The organism is Algoriphagus sp. AGSA1 (assembly GCF_021390545.1).
Taxonomy (GTDB): domain Bacteria; phylum Bacteroidota; class Bacteroidia; order Cytophagales; family Cyclobacteriaceae; genus Algoriphagus.
Genome location: NZ_JAJUWR010000026.1, coordinates 38762 through 62836 on the forward strand (window position 1 = coordinate 38762; position 24075 = coordinate 62836).

A 24075-nucleotide genomic window follows, 5' to 3' on the forward strand; every position below is an offset into this window, starting at 1 on the left:
AACATGTTGGTCCTCAAAATAACTGAGTTTATCTGTTGTTTTTGCGGAGGAACATTATTCTGTAAAATCAATAAAAACCTATTATTTATGGAGGTTTTGCCTATTCCTAGAAGATTTTTTGAGGTGTAGGAAAAAATAATTTAAAATTTTGAGGTTGTTTGACCTCAAAAAGTACTCTATATATATGAAGAGTGGAGATTACTTCCTGTTCAAAATGAAAGAAACCCATAATAAACCTATTGAAACCACTGAAGAACCAGCTATGCTGTATATGCAGCATAGTCAGGTGATGATCGTGTACACCGAAAAATCGGACCGTGAAGTCTGGAACTCCTTTAAAAACGGAGATGAGGCGGCATTTAATTACATCTACAGAAAGTACGTCGCAGACTTATTTAATTACGGGATGCAGATCTGCAAACAGGAAGAATTGATCCGGGACTGCCTGCAGAAGATGTTTGTGGATTTACGTAAGAACCAAGCCAAACTTGGGGAGGTACAGCGCATAAAAGGCTATTTGCTTACAGTATTCCACCGGGAGCTGTTCAAATTCCTCAAAAACCAGAAAAAGCATAAATCACCTTTGATATCCTTAGAGCCAGATGAAAATATGTTTTACATCGAGACCTCCCATGAGACGAAGTTGATAGATGAGGAATTTGCTTTAGAACAAAAAATGGAAATAGCCAATGCACTGAACCAACTCACTTCGAGACAGCGACAGGCTATAATCATGCTCTATCAGGAAGAACTGTCCTATAAAGAGATCGCTGATATCATGAATTTCAACGAAGTGAAAACAGCAAGAACCTTGGTCTATCGTGCCATGGAGAAGCTGAAGGAAATATTTGAAGTTAAGAAAGCCTAACCAGCACACTTTCTACCACTACCATGGATGAAAAAAGTAAATACATAGATTTTGAGATCGAGGATTTTTTGAATGATGAGTTTTTTATTCAATGGGTCAAGAATCCTGGAGAAGAAACAAACCATTTTTGGCTCAAATGGATAGAAAACCATCCATCCAGAAGACCTGTGGTACAGAAAGCCCGCGAGATCATAGCCATGGTCGATTACAAGGAAAGATATGTGCTCTCCGACCAGGCTTACATGGACCTATATGAGGATATTGTGGAAAAGAGCCATCAGGCCAGGACTGATGGCAGGCATTTTCTCTGGAGTGGCTGGCACAAAACCGCGGCGATTTTGTTCTTGGTTTTTTCAACTATCTATGGTGTTGATTTCTTGAGTAAAGGAAAATCAGAAGAGCAGGATACGCCAGAGGTCATTCCCTGGATTACGGTAGATAATCCAGCTGGGCAAAAGTACCGGTTTAAACTTCCTGACGGGACATCGGTACACCTCAATGCTGCCAGTAAAATAGAGTATCCCCAAAGCTTTGGTTCCGGTCACAGAGCCGTAAGAATGATTGGTGAAGCCTATTTCGATGTCTCTAAAGATGCCACTCGTCCTTTTGTCATTGAGATTGACAATAGTCAGGTGAAAGTACTCGGTACTTCTTTTAACCTGAAAAACGGGGATGATTTTGAGCTTGCGCTGGTAGAAGGAAAAGTGGAGGTAGCGGATTCTATCGGTGGAGTAATTACGGTATTGCCAAATGAAATGCTAATCAAGCGAAAGAATGGAGAGGTATCCAAAACCGGATTTGATCCGCTGGAAACACTTGGCTGGAAAGACCAACTCCTCATTTTTAAGGATAACACTTACCCGGAGGTCATAGAAAAACTGGAAACTTGGTTTGGGGTCACTATCCACAGCACCCTCAACGTGGAAAAAGGATGGTCTTATTCCGGCCGGTATCATAATAAGTCCTTAGACCATGTTTTGGAAGGCATAAGTATCTCCTCCGAGTTTAAGTACTCAATAGATAACAAATCAGTAACAATTTCAAACCCATAACCTACTAACAATGGAAAACACTTATACCAATACCAGCTGAAAGAAAAATAGGCAGAATCGCTAATGCTCCTCTGCCTATAGCCTTTGCCTCAATCGTCAAATTTAACAAAGGCTAAATTTCAAGTAATACACACTTAAAATCTTAAACAAAAGTATGGAAAAATCAATACTTAGGAAAATCATTATGCTTTCCAAATATTTTATGTGTGCGTTCCTCTTTCAGCTGTTTTTTACAGCTGTGCTGATGGCAAATACCGGTAATGCCCAACTGAAAGGCCTGGCCGAGATTAAAGTCACCGTAAATTTCAAGGAAAGCGCACTAAATAAAGTCATCACTGAGCTGGAAACCCAGAGCGGGTTTCAATTCACTTACAATAAGGCGTTGGTCGCAGTGGATGAGCTCAAAGTGAACTTGTCGAAGAGAAATGCACCTCTATCAGAAGTCTTGCTGGCGATCTCAAGTCAGACCAACCTGAAGTTTGTGCAGCTTGATGACAACATCCATATCACAAAAGGCTCTAAAAAAAGCCCCCCAAAACAACCGGAACCTATTGCTGTGGTAGAGGTAAGAGGCCAGGTGCTGGATCCCACGGGACTTGCACTGCCTGGCGTGACAGTGAGGATCAAGAACACCACCAGAGGCACCACGACCAATCTTGATGGGGAGTTTACACTTCAGGTAAATGAAGGGGAGACTCTGGTTTTTAGTTTTATAGGTTTTGTGGAAAAGGAAGTTGTCGTCCAGAATCAGACAGTGATCAATATTGTGCTGGAGGAAGATCTCCAGAGTCTCGATGAAGTGATCGTAGTCGGGTACGCCGAGCAAAAGAAGGAAACCATCGTGGGTGCGGTAGCCCAAACCAATGGGGAAGTGCTCAAGCGTACGGGCGGGGTGTCCAATGTGGGTGCGGCACTTACAGGAAATCTTCCAGGTGTAATCACCACTGCCAGTACCGGTGTACCAGGAGGGGAAAACCCGCAGATTGTGATCCGTGGTCAAAACAGCTGGAATGGAAACTCCCCGTTAATTTTGGTGGATGGAGTGGAGCGTCCTGAATTTTTCAACACCATGGACATCGCTTCCGTGGAGAGTATTTCTGTGTTGAAAGATGCCTCGGCAACTGCTGTTTTTGGGTCCAGGGGTGCAAACGGAGTAATCATCGTCACTACCAAAAGAGGCAAGGAAGGAAAAGCCCAGATCACAGCCAATGTAAGTTCCACGATGAAATTGGTGTCCAAACTTCCAGGTAAGTTTGATGCGTACGATGCTATAGGGATCCGCAACCGTGCGATAGAAAATGAACTTTCGGCAAACCCCTCCGGATGGGCGGATTACATTCCTTACGATACCCGGACCAAGTATAGATTTCCTTCAAGTCTTGAGGAAGCGGAGCGTTATCCGAATATAGATTGGCAGGAAACTCTCTTCAAAGATTACGCAATGGCATATAATGCCAATGTAGGAATAAGAGGTGGGACTAAGTTTACCCAATATTTTGCCAGTATTGACTTCCAAAATGAAGGGGATCTCTTTAGAAGTTTTGATAACAACCGGGGATACGAACCGGGGTACAATTATAACCGCCTGAACTTTCGCAGCAATCTGGATTTTCAGCTCACCTCAAGCACACAGTTGCAGGTGAATCTGGGCGGATCATACGGCACCCGAAAAACCCCTTGGGGTGGAGGGAATTCCAGTAGCTTCTGGAGTGCGGCATATGCAAATCCACCAGATGCGTTTATGCCAGTCTATTCAGATGGGGCCTGGGGAGTATATGCACCGGATGATGTGGCAGCCGAGAATTCCGTGAGGATACTTGCGGTAAGTGGTGTCCAGTACTTGACAAAAACACAGCTTTCCACAAATTTCGTCCTCAACCAAGATTTGGGTATGATCCTGAAGGGACTGAATTTCCGAGGCACACTGGCAGTGGACAATTCTTTTACCGAGGCTAACAGAGGGGTGAATGATCTTTATAATACCCCCTTCCAGAAATGGATAGATCCGGTGACCGGAGCCCATCTTTATGATGATTATGTGGATGGTAACAGCCGTTTTGATTTTAGAGAAGCCGTGACCTGGGGAATTGCAGATGGACAGGTGGTGACGAATGGCCCGGATGCTGCCCAGAGAAGGCTATATTATCAGTTTCAGCTGAACTACTCCGGAAGTATAGCGGAGCGTCACAATTATTCCTTAATGGGCTTGATGAGCCGTCAACAGGATGCCACTGGGAATATGATCCCCTCGTATCGGGAAGATTGGGTTTTCCGGGCCAATTATAACTATAAGAACAAATATCTTCTGGATTATAGCGGGGCTTACAATGGATCTGAGAAGTTTGCCCCAGAGTATAGATTTGCCTTCTTTTCATCCGGAGGTATAGGATGGGTATTGTCGGAAGAAGGGTTTATGAAGTCCCTTTCATTTTTGGATTTTCTTAAAGTCAGGGCCAGCTATGGAGAGGTCGGGGATGACAATATCGGAGGTAGGTTTCTATTCATGGACCAGTGGGTCTATGGAAATAGTTCCCAACTAGGGATCGTAGGAGAAGGCGGGGAATACAGCCCCTATACCTGGTACAGACAGTCGTCCGTGGGAAATCCGGAAGTACATTGGGAAACCGTATATAAGACTAATATCGGGGTGGAATTCGATATGTTCAATGGGTTAATCAACGGTAATTTTGAGTATTTCAAGGACGATAGAAAGGATATACTAATGTCCAATGACCGTTCTATTCCCAGCTACTATGGAACCACCGCCCCAGCGGCAAATTTAGGACGTGTCGTGACCAAGGGATTTGAATTTACCCTTGGGGCGAGCCATACCTTCGGGAATCAAATTCGTGTGTGGGGAGATTTTTCTATGACCCATGCGGAGAATGTTGTGATGGAAAGAGATGACCCCGAGCTGCAGGTTGATTATCAGAAAGCCAAGGGCTATCAGCTCGGGCAGTATCGTACGCATATCAGCAATGGCTATTATAGCTCATGGGATGATGTGTATGGCAGTACACCGCACAATGCAAACGACCAATTCAAGCTCCCAGGGGGATTGCATATCCTCGATTTCAACGGGGACGGGGTGATTGACTCCTTCGATGCGGCTCCATTTGGCTTTTCAGGAGTACCGGAGAATACCTACAGTACCAATATTGGGGTAGAATGGAAGGGGCTAAGTGTTTATGTGCAGTTCTATGGGGTGAACAATGTCACCAGAGATGTGCCACTCAGCAGTTTGAATAATCGTCTCAACAGAGTATATGAAGAAGGAAGCTATTGGTCTGAGGACAATATGGATCCGGACGCGCCTATGCCTAGATGGGGGGCGTTGCTACAGGGGTATAGCAATGGACAACGCTACCTTTATGACGGATCCTATCTTCGACTCAAAAATGCTGAAATCGCCTATCTGTTCAATGGAGATTGGGTGAGAAGAATAGGTGTAGAGACCTTAAGGGTCTATTTGAACGGCAACAACTTGCTTCTATGGACGGATATGCCGGATGACAGGGAGTCCAATTTCTCCTCAGCAGGTTTTGCAGGTGCTTATCCCACGGTAAGAAGGATCAATCTTGGCCTAAATGTTTCATTCTAACCTAGCATTCCATATGAACAATTCTATAAAAAATATATTCAAGTGCGGATTTCTGACAGTACTTATCCTGTCAGCCACTTCCTGTGAGGATTATCTGGAAAGATCCCCTGATTCCATCATTTCGGAAGAAACCGCCTTTCAAAATTTCACTAATTTCCAGGGATTCACCGAAGAACTCTACCATTGTATTCCAAATTTCACGCTGGCCTATTGGGTGAGTGCCTGGAATTTTGGGGAAGACGAGATAGAATCCACAGCCGGGACTTTTACAGTCTCCTACAATTTTGACCGTGGTAATTTCTGGGCTTGGCAAGCCGAGCAAGGTGGCGGAGTGGGCTGGTTTGACAAAGCAAATGCCTCTACCACTGATGGTCATCATGCCAAAGCACTTTGGCCATTGGCGTGGAGTGGGATCCGTAAAGCAAATTTAGGTTTGGAAAACCTATATCGTCTTACGGACGCCACCGATGAGGAAAGAAGGTTTATCGAAGGACAACTTTTGTTTTTCAGAGGGTGGTTTCATTTTCAGCTGATCCAGTATTTCGGCGGTATGCCATACATAGACACGGTTCTTCCAAGCGATGAAAAGCTAAGACTTCCCAGACTTTCCTATAAAGAATCTGCTGACAGAATTACGGCGGATCTGCGTAGGGCTGCGGATCTACTACCGTTGGACTGGGATGATACCACCGTAGGGAAGAGGACCATAGGTAAAAACAGCATGCGGATCAATAAGGCCATGGCACTGGGATACTTGGGCAAAAACCTATTGTGGGCCGCAAGTCCGCTGATGAATTATACTTCTTCCGGGAGCAAAAGTTATGATACGAATTATGCAAAGCAAGCGGCAGATGTGTTTGGTGAGTTACTCCAACTGGTAGAAACAGGGCAAACAATTTATTCCCTCATGCCATTTGCGCAGAAATCCAATATGTTTTATACCACTGGCCAAAACTGGGCTATGCCAGGAGGTACCGAGGCGATGTTCAGGGCTCCTACCACAGGGGCGAATGGAAGTAACTACCAGATATCCAAGCAGTTTATGCCTTTGTTGATTAGCCAGGGAGATGCGACTATGTTTATGCCTACGGCAAATTATGTACATGACAATTATGGCATGGCCAATGGATTGCCGCTTCCGGATGATATCACGAAAGCTGACCCTGAATCCGGATATGATCCCAATTATCCATGGAAAGGTCGGGATCCAAGATTTTATAGTGATATCACATTCGATGGTGTCAAGGTGATCCAAGGAGCCATTCCGGATGCCAGTGAAGAGCAAAACAGATATGCCAACCTGTTTACCAATGGCAGCTATAGAAACCTGAGCAACGGAAGCCGCACCGGATATATGAGCAGAAAGTTTGTGCCTTTGAGAGCCAATAAGTATGATAATGCATACGACTGGGGTGCTTCTCTCCATATCAATGTGCCTTACATGAGACTTGCGGATATCTACCTGATGTATGCCGAGTCAGTGCTGATGGGGTACAATTCCCCAAATGCACCTAGTGCTACCTTCGGTAAAACAGCAATAGAGGCTGTCAATGTAATCAGAGACCGTGCAGGCATGGCCAATGTGCATTCCAAGTACACAGGATCTGTGGAGGATTTTCTGCCTGAACTGAGGCGGGAGCGGGCTGTAGAACTAGCCTTCGAAAGGCACCGCTTTACTGACCTGCGAAGATGGATGTTGCTGATAGAAGCCCCATACACTATCAAGACATCGGTAGAATTGGACAGGGTAGGGGATTTCAATGTGGATGATCCTACTGAAAACCGAGTGGCAAACATCAGAGAGGTAGTCATTCTGGAGCGGCCATTTACTGAAAGGCATTACTGGTTGCCACTAAAAGTATCTGATGTGTCTCTGTATCCTGAAATGACTCAGAATCCAGGCTGGTAATGCGTGCGATTACTTTTTATCATCTAAATGAATAATCATAATGAAATATATTAGACTAGTGATGGTATTCTGTGTCGCTGTGGTGGTGTTTCCGCTTGAGCTGATGGCACAGAGTACCTTGAAAATAAACCTTAACCCAGTGGTGAAGTCCAGTATCGGTAAAACAATACAAGGAGCTGTCATCACAAGCGCAGAAGACGATTACTCGGCTGTTTCTGACAGTCTGGGAGTAGTGAAATTACTGGTAACTGCAAATACATATTTGTCTGTAGAGGCTCCAGGATATGAAACCAGATTATTTAGAGCAACACCTGACCTGGAAGAGATTACACTCTATGGAGATCTGGAAGGGGATGACGTGAGGGTAGCTTTTCAAACCAAGGATAAAAGGGATCTCTTAGGCGGTATCTCCTACGTGAATATGCCTGAAGTGCTTGAGGATAACTACATCACTTATCCACTTGACAGAATGGAAGCTTTTGTAAGTGGGTTCAATGGCAATTTATGGGGAAATAATTATTCACTGGTGCTGGTAGATGGGGTGCCACGGGATGTGGATAGCGTGCACCCTACTGAAATAGCCCAGATGACCTTCCTAAAAGGTGTAAATGCCGTGGCTCTTTACGGAAGCCGGGCTGCAAAGGGCGTGATCATGATCACCACTAAAAGAGGTGTGGCCAATACCCAAAATATCACCCTAAGAACCAATGCGGGGGTGAATACGCCCAAATCCTATCCTGAATACCTAGGCTCCGGAGAATATATGACCCTGTATAATGAGGCAAGAACCAATGATGGTTTGTCTCCTCTGTATTCTGAAAATGAAATCTACAATTACTCCTCTGGAAACAACATTTACAGGTATCCAAATGTGGATTACTATTCTCCTGATTATCTGCAGGAGGCTTATGCCAGATATGACGGTAACCTGGAAATCTCCGGTGGAAATGAAACTGCAAGGTACTATACCAACGTGGGCTTTATGACAGAGGGTACGGTTCTCAATTTTGGTCAAGCCGCGGAAAATGCCAATGAACGCTTCAATGTTCGGGGTAATATCGATCTGAACCTGAATGACTTTATTTCTGCCAAAGTGGATGCATCGGCGATTTTCTACAACAGCAGAGGTGTGAATTCCATTTATAGTATTGGAGAAGATAATATTGATTACTGGCAGGGCTCTACTATTTTGAGACCCAACAGGTTCGCACCTCTTATTCCGCTGGATTACATTGAACAGGGCGATGATTCATCCTGGGATTTGGTGCAGACCAGTGACCACCTGATTGGGGGAAAGTACCTGCTAGGTGGTACACAGCTAGACCAAAAGAACCCTATAGCGGACATCTATGCTGGTGGCTCCAATACTTACACTAGCCGACAGTTCCAGTTCAATGCCGGGGTGGATGCTGATCTTAGAAATGTGTTGGAAGGTTTGTCCTTCAGCTCGCTTTTTGGTCTCAACTACAATACATCCTACAACCTGTCATTTGAGAATGAGTATGCGGTGTATCAGCCTTCTTGGACGAATTACAATGGGATTGACCAGATTCAAAGCCTGACCAAATACGGTCAGGATGCCAGTTCCAGAACCCAGAACATTAATAATAACTGGTTTCGCCAGACGGTCTCCTTCTCCGCTCAACTGAACTACAAGAGAACATTCCAGGAGAAGCACAACGTTAGCGCCTTGTTACTGGCAAACGGCTTTCAGATTTCGGAGTCAGCGATGTATCATAGAGTTAGCAATGCCAATCTGGGCTTGTATCTGGCCTATAATTTCAAGCAGAAATATTACGCTGAATTCAGCAGTGCGCTGGCCCATTCTGCCAAACTACCCGAAGGAAACCGTAAGGCAATTTCACCGACCATGTCTTTGGGGTGGAGGTTGAGCGGGGAGGAGTTTCTGTCATCCTCATCAGTGGTGGATGATCTAAGGGTCTCCGTTTCAGGAGGTATTCTCAACACCGATTTGGATATAGAGGATTTTTACCTGTACGAACCTATCTATACTGACGAAGGGTCTTGGTACGAGTGGAAAGACGGGTTGAACAACACGGGTACCGATGTGCGCCGCGGTGAGAACCTCAATTTAACTTTTCCTAAAAGAGAGGAAATAAGTTTGGAACTTGAGGCCTCCTTGTTCAATAAGCTGATATATCTCAATGGTTCTGTATTTACCAGTAGGATGACGGGGCTATTTGTCCAGAACAACATTTTGTATCCAAGTTACTTCGTCACAGGATGGCCCATATCATCCTGGATACCCTATGTGAATTACAATAACGATATCCGAAATGGTGTGGATTTTCAGCTCAACCTGAACAAGAAAGTGGGCGAAGTGGATTGGACAGTGGGAGTTTCAGGATTGTATTACGATACGAAGGCTTCCAAAAGAGCTGAAAACTTTGAGGATAGTTACCAAAACAGACAGGGGATGCCTCTTGATGCGATCTGGGGACTAGAAAGTATAGGCTTCTTCAGTGGGGTTGATGATATAGAAAATTCTCCCACACAGGCATTTGGTGAAGTAAGGCCGGGTGATATCAAGTATAAAGACCAGAATGGCGATGGGATTATCAATGCCCAGGATGAGGTTTATCTGGGCAGGGGTGGATGGTCAGGAGCACCCCTGACTATGGGATTCCATGTGTCGGCCAAGGTGAAAAACTTCACGGTTTTCGCTTTGGGAACCTTGAGAAGCGGCGCCTATGCCATGAAAAACAATGATTATTTCTGGGTAAACGCTGATGATAAATACTCTGCAGTGGTACGGGATAGATGGACGGAGGAAACCCAGGATACGGCTACTTTTCCGAGACTGACTACGCTCAACGGAGCAAACAATTTCAGGAATTCAGATTTTTGGCTTTATAGCACCAACCGCTTTGATCTGGCCAAAATACAGTTATCCTACTCCTTTCCCCAAAGAATCCTGGGTAGTGGATTTATCAAGGAATTGGGCACTTATGTCAGTGGATCAAACCTGTTGACGATCAGTCCAAACAGGGATATCCTGGAAATGAACATCGGAAGTGCTCCGCAGACGAGATTTTACAATTTCGGTATCCGGGCAATGTTTTAACAAGACCCAAAAAACTCAAAATCATGAATACTAAAATATTATTATTCTTTGGCATGCTCCTCATATTTTCCGGATGTCAGGATCTGATTGAGCCGGCCATAGAAAACATACAGGGACGAGAGGATATGCTGGACAGACCTCGGCTGGCACAGGGTCTCCTGATCAACGCTTATCTGAGGATTCCCACCAATGGCTGGACCTATAGTGAAATGGCCACAGATGATGCCGTCAGCAGCAATCCAACTAACGGTTTTCTAAACATGGCCACAGGTCAATGGGCTTCGAATAATGATCCCGTATCTCGGTGGACAAGCGCACAGTCAGCTATCCAATACCTCAATGTGATGCTGGAAGATGTGGATAGTGTGGATTTTGCGGTTGACCCTATTGTAAACCAGATGTTCGTGGATAGGTTGAAGGGTGAAACCTATGGACTGCGTGCTTTATTTATGTATTATCTGCTGCAGGCGCACGGCGGACTGGCCGATGGACAATTACTAGGAGTCCCCATATTGACAGAATCCCAAAATGTAGAATCAGAATTTAATCTGCCCAGGAACACCTTTGAGGAATGTATGGCGCAGTTATATGCTGATGCTGATCGTGCCCTTGATTTACTTCCCCTGGATTTGGGAAATATCACCGATCCTTCTCTCATTCCAGTTAAATATCAAAATGCCGGGACTGGCCAATACAACAGGGTATTTGGCGATGATGCCATACAGCTGGTATCTGGCAGAATTGTCCGTGCGGTCATGGCTCAGGCGGCATTGCTCGCCGCCAGTCCGGCATTTAATCCCAGTGGCGATGTACAGAAGTGGCAGACGGCCGCGGATCATGCCGCGTACATCCTGAACACCATCGGTGGGGTAAGCGGTTTGGCTCCGAATGGAGTCACCTGGTTTACCAACACATCTGAACTAAATTCTCTGGGAGGAGGGGTGAATCCTGCCGAGATCCTGTGGAGGACGTCCATTGGACCAAGCAACAATCTGGAACAGGACAACTACCCGCCAACATTATTTGGCAATGGGCTGATCAATCCTACCCAAAATTTTGTAGATGCTTTTCCTATGGTGAACGGGTATCCTATTGGGGCACAGGAAAGTGGCTATAATCCCCAAGACCCTTATTCAGGTCGAGATCCCCGGCTGAGACACTTTGTGGTAGTGAACGGAAGCACTGCCGGGCCTAATAACAGTGTGATCACTACGGCTATAGACGGAGGAAATAATGATGCGCTGAATAGAGTGGAAACTTCCACAAGAACAGGCTATTACCTCCGCAAGCTTCTTCGCCAAGATGTGAATCTCAATCCCAATTCTACCAACCAGCAAGTGCATGTAAAGCCGAGAATCAGATATACCGAGATTTTCCTGATCTATGCGGAAGCGGCGAACGAAGCTTATGGTCCTTCCGGAACAGGCACTGCGGGATATTCCGCTTATGATGTGATCAAGGCCATACGTCAACGAGCCGGAATCGGGTTGGAGAATGGAGACCCTTATCTGGAATCTGTACGCAATGACCAGGCAGCCATGCGTGAACTCATCCGCAATGAACGCAGACTGGAGTTGAGCTTTGAGGGATTTAGGTTCTGGGACCTGAGGAGATGGAATGCTAATCTCACTGAGACTGCCAGAGGTATCACCATACGGGAAGGAAACCATGATCCGATGAATGTGGAGAATAGGGTGTACCAAGATCATATGATCTATGGTCCTATTCCGTACAGTGAAACCTTGAAGTTTTCCGAACTCAAGCAAAATAACGGATGGTGATCACGATAGAATTAAGTACGATGGTCACCTTTGATGAACCTAATCACAAGCAACTATGAAATACATTCCTTATAAAATATTGGCACTTTGCCTGTTCCTGTTTTCCTGTAAAAATGAAGATTGGGATTTCCCGAACTTTGATTATCAGACAGTCTATTTTGCATACCAGTATCCGGTAAGAACATTGACTTTGGGCGATGATATCTTTGGGACAGCCTTGGACAACGAATGGAAATTTAAAATTGTCGCCACTACGGGAGGGGTATATTCCTCACCTCAGGATGTCCATCTGGATTTTACCGTGGACGAGAGCCTTGTTGAAGGGCTGATGTTTGATACAGATGGCAGCGTGGTGGAGACTCTTCCTTCAGAATATTATCAGTTGGCTGCCGAAAGCATTGTAATCCCCAAAGGAGAAGTGACTGGCGGAGTGGAGATCCAGCTGAACAGTGGGTTTTTCAATGATCCCAAATCAATCAAAAACACCTATGTGCTGCCTCTGAGAATCACGCAGATCAACAATGCAGATTCTATTCTTTCCGGTGTGCCCCAAGCAGACAATCCGAACAGAAATAATCCTAACAACTGGGCAGTACAGCCTAAGGATTTCGTGTTGTATGCTTTGAAATATGTGAACCCTTGGCATGGAAACTATCTGCGAAGGGGGCAGGATGTGATCAAGAGTCCCGGAGGCTCTTTGGACGAAACGGTAGTCCGTCACGCCGACTTCGTAGTAAATGATGAGATCAATTCGCTTCATACCATATCCATGAGCGAGGTGGAATTCCCCCTTGCGTTTCCTGGAGAAGACGGGGAGAATATCCCTGCGGATCTGCTTTTGACCTTCGATGAAGCCGGAAACTGTACCGTCTCCGCTTTGAGAAACGGTTATACCGCAAGCGGGACAGGAAAGTTTATCTCCAAAGGAGAAAAGAACAGCTGGGGAAACCAGGACAGAGATGTGCTATACCTGGAGTACCAGATCAACCTACCTGAGATGCAAGTGGAAACCAAGGATACCTTGGTGGTTCGGGACAGGGGAGTTGGTTTCGAGACCTTCACTCCTTTATTGATGAACAACTAACCTAAACGCAGTAAAATCATGAAACAATTGTATGTCAAGTATTTTAGCGTTTTAGCTATTTCAGCAGGACTTGGTTCGTGCGTGGAGCATATAGAAACAGATAATTATCAGGTGGAGAAGCCGGCAAGCATAGCTGCCCAAGAGGAATTGAATGCTTATGGAGTACTGCGCACTTATGTGGACTCTGTTGCCTATCCCAATTTCAAGTTGGGGGGTGCGGTGGAAATGTCCCAATACTCAAGCAGGGGAGTGATGTACCGGCTTATCAACAGCAACTTCGATGAGATCACCGCCGGCTATGGCATGAAGCATGGCGCAATAGTCCAAGCCAATGGAAATATGGATTTTTCAGGCCTGAATGCCACTATCGAAGCGGCCAAGGCTGCCGGGACAAGTATATTTGGACATACCCTAGTCTGGCATGCCAACCAAAACGCAACCTATCTAAACAGTCTTTTAGAACCTTTGATCGTGGTCTCACCTCCTTTCAAAAATGATCTGGACTTGTCAGCACCTATGAACGGGGAATGGGAAGGTTGGGAGACTACCGGAGATGTGGAAATTGGACTGGGAAAAGGAATGGGAGAGGGTACTGATGCCTTTGTACTTACTTCAGGTTCCGGTTCTTCCCCTGAAAGCGTACAGTTGATCACTCCCGCTATTCCCGTGATTGCGGGAAAGGAGTATGAGGTGATCGTCTATGTCAAATCTGATGCCCCTGGTCTGGGCGGGATTACTTTCGAAGGGCTGACTGATAATAACCCGGAAATCGACTGGATGGATACCGGAGTGGATAGCACCGCATTCGAAACTAGTATTTCCTGGCAGGAAATCAGATTTAAGGTCAGCGATTTTGAAGGGGATTCTTTTAAAATGAAATTTAATTTCGGCTATATACCTTCCTCCTCTTACTCCATTGATATCAATAATCTATATGTGTATGATACAAACGGGGATCCAGTGATCAGCAATTTGATTGCCGACGGGGATTTTGAGAACGGTACCGGATGGGGTGGCTGGGGCAATGATTCCAGTAGAGGCATCACGGAGGATGGGATGGGTTTTGGTGGTTCGGGCAAAGCCTTCTACGTCACAAACCCTTCTATTACGGGAGGTTTCTGGGAGGTGCAGACGGCTTATGAGCTTGCCGAACCTCTGGCAAATGGGCAGGAATATAAATTGTCATTCTGGGTGAAAGGCGATGCGGAAGGCATCATCAGACCTGAGCTCCAGAGCCCGGATTATTCTTCCAATGGCTTTGGACAGGTAGGGGTGACTAAGGAGTGGAAACAGGTGCAACTGACTACCATGGTGACAGCGGCTGACCGTCAGCGGTTTGTCATTTCTTACGGGGAATTTGCCGGCACAGTCTATCTGGACAACGTAGTACTGAGCAGCGCAGAGGCCACAGGTGGATCCACTACTTTGGTACCCAAAACCGAGGAGGAGAAGTCTTCCATTGTTACAGGGGAATTTGAGCGGTGGATGGAGGGGATGCTGACAGCCTCCAAGGACTATGTAAAAGCCTGGGATGTAGTGAATGAGCCAATGGATGACGCTAATCCTTCTGAGCTTAAATCTGGAATCGGTATGTCTGATATGCCTGCCGACCTCTTCTTTTGGCAAGATTACCTTGGCAAGGATTATGCCGTCAAGGCTTTTGAACTGGCCGAGCAATACGGGAACCCTGATGATGTTCTGTTTGTGAATGATTATAATCTGGAGTATAGCCTGGAAAAATGCCAAGGGTTGATCGATTATGTGAAGTATATCGAAAACAAAGGTGTGACGGTGGATGGTATAGGTACACAAATGCACATCAGCATAGATTCGGACAAGGAGAAGATTGTCTCCATGTTCAAAATGCTGGCCGCAACCGGAAAACTGATCAAAGTATCTGAGCTGGACGTGCGGGTAAACTCTACCAACCCTTCCTCAGAAGCACTTCAGCTACAGCGGGAGATGTACAAGTTCGTGGCAGAAATGTATGCGGAACATATCCCCGCGGCACAACGCTATGGAATTACTGTTTGGGGAGTTACCGATAGCCCGGATAATGCCAACTGGCTTCCGGGGGAAAAACAGGGGCTTTGGGATATCAACCTGAACAGAAAGCCTGCTTACGCCGGATTTGCTGAAGGGCTTGAAGGAATGTAGCTTGGTTTGAAACTGGCCTGTGCACGGATGCTGTGCATAGGCCTTTTTTCTGAAAGTCTAGAATAGTTCCCGCAGACCTGACTGTCGTCCAGGCAGGTTTTTCGTAGCTAAAGACGCAGATCAGCGTAGATTTCATAAATAAAGAAAGTTATTCTTTCATCTCCGTTGTGAAGCCCCAATTGATGAATGTTTTTATTGAGAATGGTAAAGGATTTAGTATGTCTTTTGTTTAATTATAGTATTTAAAATCAGTAGATTAGATAAAGTAAATTTATGTTGAAAAGTACGTCTTTAGATTCAAAAATGCTTTTTCAGTAAAAAAACAACTATGTAACACATTTAAATCAAACCTAAAACCTAAATAACCATGAAACAGATTCCATTTATTTTAATTTTCATTTTGACTTTCAGTAGTTCAATATGCTATTCCCAGATGGAAAACCCTCCGATAAAGGAGGATTTCAAGCCCTCATCCAAGAACCAGCCGGGTAAGGAGTACCCCCAGGTAAATTCCCAGGGATATGCCCGGTTCAGGGTAGAGGCTCCGGATGCCCAAAGTGTCAATGTGAGTTTGGGGCTAGGGGGTAGAGGAGGGACTGACCTCACCAAGGATGCCGAGGGAGTCTGGACTGGGACTACGGCAGGCCCCATGGACGAAGGGTTTCACTACTACCACCTTACCATAGACGGAGGGGTGTTCAATGATCCCGGTGCCCAAAATTACTATGGTTCTACCCGTTGGGAAAGTGGCATAGAAATCCCCGCACATGACCAGGACTTTTATGCGCTTAAGAATGTTCCCCATGGCCATGTTCAGCAAGTTCTATTCCCATCACCTAGTACCAATACCTCTCGAAGGGCATTTGTCTATACTCCTCCGGGATATAGTGCGGAATCATCCAAGCGGTATCCTGTGCTTTATCTACAACATGGGTGGGGTGAGGATGAGACAGCCTGGAGCAATCAGGGGCATGCGAATCTCATTATGGATAACCTGATTGCTGAAGGAAAAATCGATCCTTTTCTTATCGTGATGACCTACGGGATGACCAATGAAGTGAAGTTTGGAGGATTGAGAGATTTCAAAATCGAGCCCTTTCAGACTGTGCTGGTAGATGAATTGATTCCTTATGTGGATGCCAATTTTAGGACAATTGCTGACCAGGATCACCGGGCTATGGCCGGACTTTCTATGGGGGGAATGGAAACTCATTCGATTACACTGAACAGGCCAGAGGTTTTTTCCCGTTATGCTTTGCTCAGTGGAGGAATCTATACCCCCGAAGAATTGAAGGACTCCCCTAAGCCGGATTTGATCTTTATTAGTGCAGGAAGCAAGGAAAACCCTGACCGGGTGAGAACTGCGGTCACGGCCTTGAAAGAAGCCGGTTTCAATGCCGTCTCCTATGTATCTGAAGGTACTGCCCATGAATTCCAGACTTGGAGACGGAGCTTATATGAGTTGGCTCCCATGTTGTTTTCAAAATGATCGTTAAATCAGTCCGGTGTAATAAATAATGTGATTATCCGCAATGATGCCAGTAACCATATTCTCTTTGCTTTACTGGACGGAAGACCGAAGAGGCCTTGACGCTAGTGTTTTCCGAATCCAATGATGCTTTTATTGTTTTACTGGCAGAAAAGCGGATATACGTAATAAATAATTTCACAGGAGAATCTGGGAGCTGCTCCACTCATGAAAAATTCAATCCAATTGATTCAAATCTATAAATAAAATGGATATACGGAATGATGCCAGTAGCCATAATTTCTTTGCTCAGCCAGACAGAAGACTGAAGACGGGTGACCGAAGCGGCCTAAATGCTAGCGTTAACCAAATTCTATTATTCTTTACCCTGATTACTGGTAGAAAAGCGGATATACATTATAAATAATCTTAACTATGATATTAAAAAGCTCATTTACCTTTGTATTACTTGGCCTACTGTTTTCGGCCAATCCTCCGAAAAATGAGGGGTTGAAAGACATATTCTCAGGAAGCTACCACATCGGGGTGGCACTTAACTCATGGCAAGTGAACAGTTCTGATGAGAAAGTCAATGCTGTTATTCAGAATAACTTCAATAGTCTAAGCCCGGAAAATGGCCTAAAATGGCAATTGGTGCATCCTGAAATAGATCGGTACAATTTCGAATTTGGTGACGAATATGTCGCGCTGGGTGAAAAAATAGGAGCGTTCACTATTGGCCATTGCCTAGTCTGGCATCAGCAGGTCCCGCGTTGGGTGTTTGTGGATGAGAATCAGGAAAAGCTGTCAAAGGAAGCATTGATCAACAGGATGGAGGAGCATATTGAAACTGTTGCAGGGAGATATAAGGGTAAAATCCATGGTTGGGATGTAGTCAATGAAGCGTTTAATGAAGATGGGTCTTATCGGGAGTCCGATTGGTATAAAATAGCCGGAAAGGACTTTATGAAAGCCGCCTTCCGCAAGGCTCATGAGGTGGATCCGGAGGCAGAGTTATACTACAATGACTACAATGTATGGAGAGCATCCAAGCGTAAAGGGATTCTTGACTTCGCCAAAGAAATGGTGGCGGAAGGAATCAAAGTGGATGCGATAGGAATGCAGGGACATTATCAACTTGACACCCCGACTTTGGAAGAAATCGAGCAGGGAATTATTGACATCCACGAAGCTGGTTTCAAGGTGATGATCACTGAACTGGATGTCGATGTACTTCCAAGACCGAGGAGAGCTGAAGGTGCGGATCTCAATATGAACTTTGCCAATTCGGATGAGTATAATCCCTTCAAAGATGGTATCACTCCGGAAGCAGAGGCCAGATTAGCCAAGCGATATGCCGATATCTTTGAGATTTATGAAAGGCATAAAGATAAGATTACAAGAGTTACGTTCTGGGGATTAGGAGATAGAAACAGCTGGCTAAACAATTTCCCGGTTCGTGGCAGGACAAATTATCCTTTGTTATTCGACAGAAATCTGGATCCTAAAACTGATGTGATCGAAAAAATAGCCAGTGTGGTAAAAAGTCAACCTAAAAATTGAACGGATAATATTAATAACCTGATAAGACAATATACTAGTTTCCATGAGAGGCCCGCTGTTTTTGTTGCAAACCCAAAGTATCTGTTTTGCACAAAGAAAATGGGCCTCTTGTTTTTATTAAGGCCACTAGTGGGCTGGGATTAGATTAATTTATTTAGACCATGATTTCCTACTGGCAGGCCCACGGCATCATTACCATACCTATTGCACCCTATAGCCTGGCTGCTCTCCAGTGACAAATCATAGGCTATGTTCCGATAAATCAACTAGTGAGTCGCATCGGGATGATTCATAATCTAGTCAGAGTTTTCAACCTCTGGAATTTTCAATTGCAATATGATTTGACAAGTCCCATAGGGGTGGATGATATCTATTAAACACCATACAAGATTTTCAATGTAGAAAATAGTTGGTTTGAAATTGATTCATAGCGTTATCAGTTTTCGGAAAAAAAGGTGGCAGAACATTCTGTCACCTTTTTAGAGTTAAAACCCGATTTTTTACCAAAAATGTCCTTTGAGAAGAACATTGGTGCTATGTGTACTCTACCAGAAATCTAGGGAATATCCCAAAATACCCTGGAAAGTAAATTGTCTCCGCCCATAGCTTCAGATGCCGCAGTGTAATTTTCCGTATTGGTAGAACCTTCATAGTCTGGATAGGACAGTCGTCTTGCAAACCCACCTAGAAGATTATTGTTGGAGAGATTTGGGCTTAGTTCAGGGAATCCGCTCCTTCTGAAATTCGCGAAAGCTTCCGTGCCATTCCTGATGTTTGCTATCCAATATTGGGTATTGATAAGTTTCAGGGCGTCTGTTGAACTATATGCAACTCCATCTTGGGCCAAGTATGTTTCGATCTCCGAATCAGTGATCGGGTCAGTTTGAGGATAAAGCTCATATACCTTCAAATCAGCTCTTACACCATTTTCGTAATAAGTCTGTGCATTTCCAGCTATCCATCCTCTGAATGCGGCCTCGGCTAGCAGAAAAGATGTCTGCGCATACGTAACCCAAAAATCAGGTGCCGCCGGTGACACCACTGAATAAATATTCATCTGGGAATAGTCAAGTCCACCACCCCGGGCTCCCCGGTAAGGGCCATTTGGATCCGCCAGATCGGTACTGATCACGCCCACGGGAACACCATGTTGGTTAGCCAATTCAGTATCTGGATCAAGATCATTTGCCACAGCCGCAGGATCCTCATAAATGGCCAGTATATATTGACCTCTGGGATCATTTGTTGACTTGAGTTGGTTCACAAATGGCTCAGCCGCATAATTGAAATAGGAGAAATTCCTCAAGTTGCTGTTTTCATTCTGGGTATATAAGGTTCCATCGTATTTCACATAGGCATTGTCAGCGTTGGAAGTCATCACACCGGCATTAAATGCTTGGGTCACTATGGCTTGTGCTTTGGATTCATCTATTTTTGAGTAGCGCATACCTAGCCTTAGAAGTAGCGAATTGCCCAGTTTCTTCCACTGCTCTACCTGTGCTGAGGCATTTCCTGATGGATTTTCACTGTTGCTGCCAAAAAATAAATCTTCTGCCACATAGTCCGCAGACGGATTCAGCGCTGATACGGCTTCAGTCAGTTCCTTTCGCAGATCTTCGTATATAACCGCATCGTCATCATAAGCGGGAAAGAATATCCCTTCAGTAACCGCCTTGCCGGCATCGAAATAGGGTACGTCTCCATAGGAGTCAACCAAGCCCATGAATACCTGGGCTTTCCATATCCTCAGCATATTGTACAGATTACTTCGCTCGGTATCCTCACCTAATAGGCTCATGGCCTGCATCATGTTCTTAATGGGGCCTGGGTAGGATTGATCCCATTTGGGATTACTTACTCCATCTATATCCTCATTGAAATTAAATCCCAATGTTGCACCTTGGTTGTATGGATTTACAAATTGCTGGACAATGGTATGTTCTGCCGTCCAATTTCCCAAATGAGTTCTTTGGGCTCCGGCAAACAACAAAGCCGGGTCAATTTCTGTCACTGCATAAGGATTAGTATTGATTTCTATAAAATCCTTGTCACAGCTCCCCAAAAGGAGTAGGGTGGTTACCAATAGAATATATTGCTTGAATGATTTCATGGCTTTAGAATTTAACATTTAAGCTGACGTTAAAATTTCGGGTAGTAGGCAGGGAAGAGTTTTCATAACCTGCCCTAAAGTCCCCTGAAGATTGTACCGCTTCGGGATCCAAACCAGGCAGATCTTTGTAAAGAATTGCGAGGTTTCTGGCTGCAGCTGATATGGAGAGACCTTTCACGAATTTCATAAATGACAAGCTGTTCATGGCTTCGGTTAGGTTGTAGGAAATAGATACATTTCTCAGCTTTACAAAATCCGATTTGAAAACAAATGGATCACCGATTTGTAGGTTTCTATAGTCAGCGTAGAAGCCTTGTAAATTGGTCACCACTGTAGTGTTTGGTTCCCCGTTGTCATATACGCCTGGAAATATTAGCCCATCTTCTCCCTCTCTCCTGCCTTGAAGGGAAAGTATGGAGTGTCCTTGTCTAAGCATATTCAGATGGGTGGAGGACATTACCATTCCACCAAACTTGTAATCTATATGTACACCAACGCTCAGTTTTTTATAGGTAAACGTGTTTGTCCAACCTCCTGTATGCTTAGGGATAGAGCTTCCGATCGGTAGAAATCCATTGGTGTCTTCTCCTCCGGGGGTATTGGAATTAGTGGCTCTTAACCGGCCTTGATCAGTTACCATTATGTCACCATTCTCATTTCTCAGGTAAGTCCGGGTGTATAGCTGGTTCATGGGTAACCCCTCAGTGTATCTTAACTGGCCAAGAAATTCATTTCCGGTGTCATTGAAGGAAACCACCAGCATGGTACCGCTTTCATTTCCTACATCTAATACCTTAGTGGTAAGATATGCGCTGTTCCAACTACTCGTCCAACGAAAATTGGCTGTTTCGATTGGAGCATACTCAATCAGAAATTCCAATCCACTGTTTTTTAATGAAGCAGTGTTTTGTTTGGAATCTGTATATCCGGAAGTATTGGAAAGTTTTACATCTAGAATCTGATCAGTGGTGATTTTTTCGAAAGCACCTACATCCAGCAACAATCTATTGTCGAAAAGTCGTACTTCCATACCGATTTCCTTTTCTGTTACCGTGAATGGCTGCAGATTTGTATTGGGGGCAAAATTACCGTTTACACCTGCCAAAGTCTGACCGTTAAACTGATTTTGGTTTATGCTGTATGTCAACAGCCCTTCGTAGGTTCCCACTCCATTTGTGCTCCCTACCTCTGCCCACGATCCCCGCAATTTGGCATAAGATAGCCAGGAGACATTGGTCAGTAGTTCAGAGAAAATAAAACTACCTGAAATGGACGGGTAAAATTTGGAGTTATTAGCAGGGTTTAATACTGAGAACCAGTCGGTTCTGCCTGTAAAATTGAGGTATAGCATTCCATTGTATCCGAATTCAGCCAATCCGTACAAGGAATTTACGCGGCTTTCTGAAAATCCATAACCTTGGTTTCTGATGGTTCCGTTTGCAATAGAATATAGGTTTGCCACCACAAAATTACTGGATGTCTGGGTGCTGTTTTGCCACTGCGGCCGCCAGGTGTTACCTCCAAAACTTGCTTCAACAGAGAATTTATCAAAGGTCTTATCTGCTCCGATTAAAAAGTCAGCATTGATATCTGTGGTGATAGTCTGCGCTATGTCGTAATTGCCACGGTAGGTTCCATCGTCCTGGAATAACGTGGCCGATCCTGTGCCATTCAGCCTGTTCCATTCAGTGAACGCAGTTCCATAATCATAGTTTATCCTTCCCTGGGCATAGAGCCAGTCGGTTAGTTCATACCGTAAGGTAGCGGTGCCCAAAAGTCTGTTTCTTCTTTCTTTGAAATATTGACCACCTTGGAGTGGGTAATATGGATTGTTGATGGTTCCAAGAAACCCATTTGTCCGCAATTCTGCACCGCTGGCCGGATCCACGGCGTTATCTCTATATGCGGCTATAGGAGTGGATATTCCCATTCTGTTGAAGAAGTTGATGGCGCCATCACCTTGGGTACCGATTTGTGGTGGGTTCAGATTGTACTCGTTGGCATAATTGATGTTTAACTGAAATTTAAGTTTGTCAGATAGGCTGTGGTTGATGCCCACATTGAATATTCTTTTGGTGTATTCGTTCATAGGTTGGATGCCTTTTGCATCCACATTGGAAAAAGACACCCTAAAACTTCCCTTTCCGGTGCCTCCTGAAATACCTATGGTATTTGTCCAGTTTGATCCGTTTTGCAGAAAGTCATACAGTTGATATGGATAGGCAGAATAGGGGCGCATTTCACCATCAAAGTTTATGGTAGGTACTCCGTCCAATCTTTCGCCAAAGCCAAACTGCCCATAAGACTGTGCGTCACCCTGTGTCTGGGGCCTGATCCCGCCAGTCCCGATCCCATATTCTGTCTGAACCAATTCATCCATAAAATTTAGCGGTTGGGAACTGGTATAACTAGAGGTGAAATCCACTCCTATGCCTGTCCCTCCCTTACCGGCTTTGGTTGTGATTATGATTGCTCCATTGGCAGCTCTGGCTCCATAAATTGCTGCTGCAGTAGCGCCTTTGAGCACGGTCATACTTTCTATATCATCGGGGTTGATATTTTGGAGGTTGTCACCACGGTCCCGTTGTTGGCCGCCGCCATCTACCCCTCTAGCCCCCTGGTCCATTGGGAGTCCATTGATCACTATCAGTGGTGCGTTATTGGCCCCGGCAAAAGCCGACTGTCCCCTCAGTCTGATCTGGGTACTTGCACCGGCACCAGCCGCGGGAGGAGTTATATTAAGTCCTGCTACTTTTCCTTCCAGCGACTCCATTACATTGGTTGTCCGGTTGGTCACTAGCTCATCTGTATTTACCGATGTGGCCGAATACCCCAGTTTTTTTGACTCCTTTTCTATTCCCAATGCGGTTACCACCACTTCTTCAAGTGATTTCTCATCTATTGCCAGCGTCACATTGATGATGGATTTTCCCGCCGTCGGGATTTCCTGGGTAGTGAACCCGATAAAAGAAAAGACCAGGGTACTGTTTTCCTCCTCAAATTCTATAGTGTATTCACCGTTGATGTCGGTGGTGGTACCTATTGTTGTGCCTTTGATAAGCACGGTAACTCCCGGTATGGATTCTCCATTTTCATCAGTCACTTTACCGGAAATCACCGCAAGATCCTGATTGGGGGGCTGTTCGTATAATACAAGGTTTGAGATACTATTACTTAGATCTGTGGATGCGTGTACTAGCCCTGATAGGGACAATACACCTAGATGCACGAGCACAGCAATGCCGTACAACAAGTAGTTGTTTTTCATTTGATTGGGTTTTATTGTTAATAAATAGATTGAAATATCTATTGGAAATCAAACCTTGTTACTCCAAATTTCTCTTATATTTAGAGATGTTTATTTCTATATATAGATTTAAAAAGGAGTTTGGATTTA

12 protein-coding genes are annotated in these 24075 nt (G+C 44.9%); 10 read left to right on the top strand and 2 right to left on the bottom strand.

From position 1 onward, the window contains the following. The first annotated feature begins 184 nt into the window (after positions 1–184). The 10 genes from LZF95_RS19030 to LZF95_RS19075 all read left to right on the top strand — a co-directional run bounded on the left by LZF95_RS19030 (position 185) and on the right by LZF95_RS19075 (position 18568). The gene (locus tag LZF95_RS19030) at positions 185–868 is read left to right on the top strand and encodes an RNA polymerase sigma factor (protein WP_233756617.1); all 684 of its coding nucleotides are present in this window, start codon (positions 185–187) and stop codon (positions 866–868) included. 23 nt (positions 869–891) lie between these two features. After that, positions 892–1920 (top strand): FecR family protein, encoded by a 1029-nt coding sequence (locus LZF95_RS19035; RefSeq protein WP_233756618.1) that lies wholly within the window; start codon positions 892–894, stop codon positions 1918–1920. A gap of 154 nt (positions 1921–2074) precedes the next feature. Next, positions 2075–5521 carry a TonB-dependent receptor gene (locus LZF95_RS19040; protein ID WP_233756619.1) on the top strand — a complete coding sequence of 1149 codons (3447 nt, stop codon included), beginning with the start codon at positions 2075–2077 and terminating at the stop codon, positions 5519–5521. A 13-nt stretch (positions 5522–5534) separates the two neighbouring features. Further along, positions 5535–7430: a RagB/SusD family nutrient uptake outer membrane protein gene (locus LZF95_RS19045; RefSeq protein ID WP_233756620.1), complete on the top strand. Its 1896-nt coding sequence runs from the start codon at positions 5535–5537 to the stop codon at positions 7428–7430. Between the two features lie 40 nt (positions 7431–7470). Then, on the top strand, positions 7471–10515 hold the full coding sequence (locus LZF95_RS19050) for a SusC/RagA family TonB-linked outer membrane protein (protein WP_233756621.1): 3045 nt from the start codon (positions 7471–7473) through the stop codon (positions 10513–10515). A 23-nt stretch (positions 10516–10538) separates the two neighbouring features. Further along, the gene (locus tag LZF95_RS19055) at positions 10539–12296 is read left to right on the top strand and encodes a RagB/SusD family nutrient uptake outer membrane protein (RefSeq protein WP_233756622.1); all 1758 of its coding nucleotides are present in this window, start codon (positions 10539–10541) and stop codon (positions 12294–12296) included. Positions 12297–12351: 55 nt separating this feature from the next. Beyond that, a complete protein-coding gene (locus tag LZF95_RS19060; RefSeq protein ID WP_233756623.1) occupies positions 12352–13380 on the top strand; it encodes a DUF5627 domain-containing protein in 1029 nt (342 codons plus the stop codon). 18 nt (positions 13381–13398) lie between these two features. Continuing rightward, a complete protein-coding gene (locus LZF95_RS19065) occupies positions 13399–15537 on the top strand; it encodes an endo-1,4-beta-xylanase (protein WP_233756624.1) in 2139 nt (712 codons plus the stop codon). Between the two features lie 367 nt (positions 15538–15904). Next, positions 15905–17026 (top strand): alpha/beta hydrolase-fold protein, encoded by a 1122-nt coding sequence (locus tag LZF95_RS19070; RefSeq protein WP_233756625.1) that lies wholly within the window; start codon positions 15905–15907, stop codon positions 17024–17026. Positions 17027–17440: 414 nt separating this feature from the next. Then, complete coding sequence (locus LZF95_RS19075; RefSeq protein ID WP_233756626.1) at positions 17441–18568, top strand: endo-1,4-beta-xylanase; 1128 nt, start codon at positions 17441–17443, stop codon at positions 18566–18568. Between the two features lie 556 nt (positions 18569–19124). On the opposite strand, the gene LZF95_RS19080 is transcribed toward LZF95_RS19075, so the two are convergent. Next, entirely contained in the window at positions 19125–20678 is a 1554-nt protein-coding gene (locus LZF95_RS19080; RefSeq protein ID WP_233756627.1) for a SusD/RagB family nutrient-binding outer membrane lipoprotein, read from the bottom strand. A 4-nt stretch (positions 20679–20682) separates the two neighbouring features. Continuing rightward, positions 20683–23946, bottom strand: coding sequence for a SusC/RagA family TonB-linked outer membrane protein (locus LZF95_RS19085; protein ID WP_233756628.1), 3264 nt, complete (start codon positions 23944–23946; stop codon positions 20683–20685). Positions 23947–24075: the final 129 nt, after the last annotated feature.